Raw genomic sequence first — 3,255 nt, forward strand, 5'->3', positions numbered from 1 at the left:
ATACCTTCAGTGTCTTTTCTTATTAGCTTAAATTGGATCCGGTCTCAGTGATGACTCAAGGGGCAGGGAGAACACCTCTCCCGCCTATCTAGCTGTCGTCACCCGCCACGTTCAGTGTCGTCTAATAGGCCAGGGAGTTGAAGAAGGAATTGGTAGAGTTCGGTTCGGCCTTGGAGAATTGGAGTACGTGGGTAGGGTAAGGGAGATTCGGGAGGGGACGGTGATGGTGCTTTTTTATTAATCAGTATGGGGGTGAAGCTTTCCGGTCTGCCCGCTAAGTCGATCGCCGCGCAGCCCAGTTTGTAGGCAAATTCCACACTGTAGCCAGCACCCAGGGCGTCGTAAAAGCCGACGGCGAAGTCAATGGCGGCTCTGTCGCCGATCTCCTGGGTCATGCCCACCACGTAGGGCACCTGCTCGGCAATGGCTTCGGCTTGGATGGCGGAATAGCAACCATTCAGCACCACGCAGTGGATCGGATTGGAGAACTCTGCCGAGTCGGTAAACAGGGCAAACAACCCGGCCAGGGTTTCCCCCGAGACTCGTTGGGCCTGGCCCGCGTCCTCAAACACCAGTCCCTCGGCCCCGTCGCCATAGCCCGAAAAGTGGACAATTTGCGGGGTTTCTTCGAGCACGGCCCGCTGAATGTCTCGGGGGCGCACGGCCCGACGCTGGGCGAGGGTAAACTGATCGCGATGTTGGGCGCGGCGTAATCCCTCTTCAATATCTCGTAACTCTTCGTCAAGTCGCAGGCGGGTAGGGTTTGTAGGGTTTGCAGCAAGAAACAAAATTTTCTGCATTCGAAACGACTGAGGCTCGTTCCGAGGTTGAGGGGGTTGCTGGGTAGGGCCAATTAATAATTGTTCCAGTCGCCCTATCAACCGCTTCATGTCTACATGGAAATCGGGATCGGGGCGGACATTCACACCATTGAAATAGGCTAATTCCTCTAAGCCATTAGGAAAATCCTCAATCCTAGGTATGGAAGCATTGCCGACGAGCACGGGCACCACCACCAGATCCTCACGCTGAAGTGCTGCTTCGATCTCCATCCGCACCCAGTCGTTAGGGTTGTCTAACCGACGGTTACCTTGTGTATCGGTGGTATTCAACCAATTGAGACCAATGACGACTAGCAGCACCTTGCACTCGTCTAGTGCGCGGTTGATAAATTCGCGAAAGTCTTCTCCCGGAGAGATGCCCTCAGCATCCCTAAAAACCGCCTCTTCCCCAAAGTGAGTCACTAGTCTGTCATAGATCCGTTCAGTAACATCCTGGCTATCGCTACGTCGGTAGGAAATAAAAATTGAAGGCATTTGCTGGCACTAGAACTATTAATTTTCCACCATGAAACATCGATTTTTGCTTGGAGAAAATATCTAACCTTAGGAAGGACGTTTGAATTGGGAAACCTATGGGTAGAAGCCTCCCTAATTAATATGATTACCCAACCCCGCAGTCTAGAAACCCTGCAAATTGGTGCCTTAGTACAGACAGACTCGAACCAACTAGGCGTCGGGAAAGTTGTTTCTACCACCCATTCAACCGCAGAAATCCACTATTGGGTATCTATCGCTCACAAAATCTCAAGAACCATCCCCCTTACCTCGTTACAACCTGTTACACTCCAACGCCACACCCGCTGCTACCTTTGGCTCGAAGACGAAGGCCGCTGGCAAGTTGGTAGAGTCTTCGCATGGCACCCAGACCGTCAAAGCTACGAAATCGATCTCCCCGACAGCGGTTACCGCTACGCCACCGAACCAGAAATCTACGTCCGCTGCAACCACCCCATCGATGACCCCACCGACATCCTGATCCTCAAAGGCCACGAAACGCCCTACTTCCACACCCACCGCTCGGCCTTTGTGCGTAGCCTAACCGAACAGCGGGCCATCAGCCACGGTATGCCAGGGCTCTTTTCTGCCAACATAGCTCTCTACCGCCACCAGGTCGAAATCGTGCGCCGGGTTTTAGAAGACCCTATTCAACGCTATCTGCTGGCCGATGAAGTTGGCCTGGGCAAAACCATAGAAGCCGGAGCCATCCTCAGGCAGTTCCTGCTAGATAACCCCAATAGCCATGCTCTGGCGATCGTGCCGCGCTCTTTGCAAGAGCAGTGGCGACACGAACTAGCCGACAAGTTTTACCTGACCGATGAAGTGCAACTGGTCGCCGCCGAAGACTTAGAGCGCGTCACCTTACAAACGCCTCACTTTTTGATTATCGACGAGGCCCATCACATCGCCGCGATGGCCGCTTCACCCCAAAGTTCCGAGCAGAGACAGTTTGCCCTGTGCCAGCGGCTGGCCCATGGTGCCCAAGGGGTGCTGCTGCTGTCGGCCACACCCGCGCTCAACCATGAGCAAGCTTTTCTGGCCATGCTCCACCTGCTCGACCCCGCTACATACAGCCTTGACGATCTGGACGGCTTCAAGGAGCGCATTCGCAAACGCCAAGATATCGGGCGAGTCTTGCTCTCCTTCAAAGAGACCGCGCCCACCTTTGTGTTGAAGACTAGCCTGAGTAAACTGAGAGGCTTATTCCCAGAAGATCCGCGTCTCAGCTCCTTGATTGATCAATTACAGGCCCAGCTAGAGTCAGATGCCACTGAACCCAGCGAACAAGCAACCACCGTCCGCGCCATTCGGACTCACATCAGCGACACCTACCGCCTGCACCGTCGAATGCTCCGCAACCGGCGCGACTCAGTGGACGATGTACTGATTGACCAGTCTGATGCTCTGTTTCAAATGGAGTTTGACGACAATGACCAGGCCGAGCGCCTGCATGAGTATCTGGACGAATGGCGGATTCAAGCTCTTGGGGTTGCTGAAGAGCAGAGTAAATACTGGCAACAACTGAGCCGCCTCTACAGAGTATTCTTTGTGGCCAGAGGTAGTTGGCATCGCGTGTTGGAATGGGTGATCGCTGCCCGCCTCGAAGGTCAACACCTGGCTGAAGTCATCAAAGCCTTTGGAGACAATACCGTAAGACTGCTGCTCGATACCCCCCACTTCGCTGGCGAAGATGACCTACTGGAACAGTTGCTAGAAATACTGAGAGAGATACCGGAGGAGGGCGATCGCCTTGGTGGTGCAGAAAAGTCCTGAAAGGGTTGTTGTGAAAGGAGTCCCAAATGAGACAGGGTAGATGGGAAGGGGCATTTCATGAGAGGCTTGAATTCCCCAACTCAAGGCCAGTCTCATGGAAACACCCCTCTTGTATCGTCAACTGCAAGACCAATTGAGTCAA

At 53.7% G+C, this 3,255-nt stretch carries 2 protein-coding genes; one reads left to right on the plus strand and one right to left on the minus strand.

Annotation, left to right across the window (positions count from 1 at the left end; genetic code table 11):
- Nucleotides 1-98: 98 nt before the first annotated feature.
- Nucleotides 99-1,316 carry a TIR domain-containing protein gene (locus IQ273_RS35570; protein ID WP_194027097.1) on the minus strand — a complete coding sequence of 406 codons (1,218 nt, stop codon included), beginning with the start codon at nt 1,314-1,316 and terminating at the stop codon, nt 99-101.
- A gap of 123 nt (nt 1,317-1,439) precedes the next feature.
- Here IQ273_RS35570 and dpdE point away from each other — a divergent pair, with 123 nt between their 5' ends.
- Nucleotides 1,440-3,113, plus strand: coding sequence for a protein DpdE (dpdE, locus tag IQ273_RS31855; protein ID WP_228054280.1), 1,674 nt, complete (start codon nt 1,440-1,442; stop codon nt 3,111-3,113).
- Nucleotides 3,114-3,255 lie beyond the last annotated feature (142 nt).

This window comes from Nodosilinea sp. LEGE 07298 (genome assembly GCF_015207265.1).
GTDB lineage: Bacteria > Cyanobacteriota > Cyanobacteriia > Phormidesmidales > Phormidesmidaceae > Nodosilinea.

Coding starts and splice junctions, on each gene's coding strand:
- IQ273_RS35570 (WP_194027097.1), bottom strand. CDS start 1,316: ATGCCTTCAATTTTTATTTCCTACCGACGTAGCGATAGCCAGGATGTT.
- dpdE (WP_228054280.1), top strand. CDS start 1,440: ATGATTACCCAACCCCGCAGTCTAGAAACCCTGCAAATTGGTGCCTTA.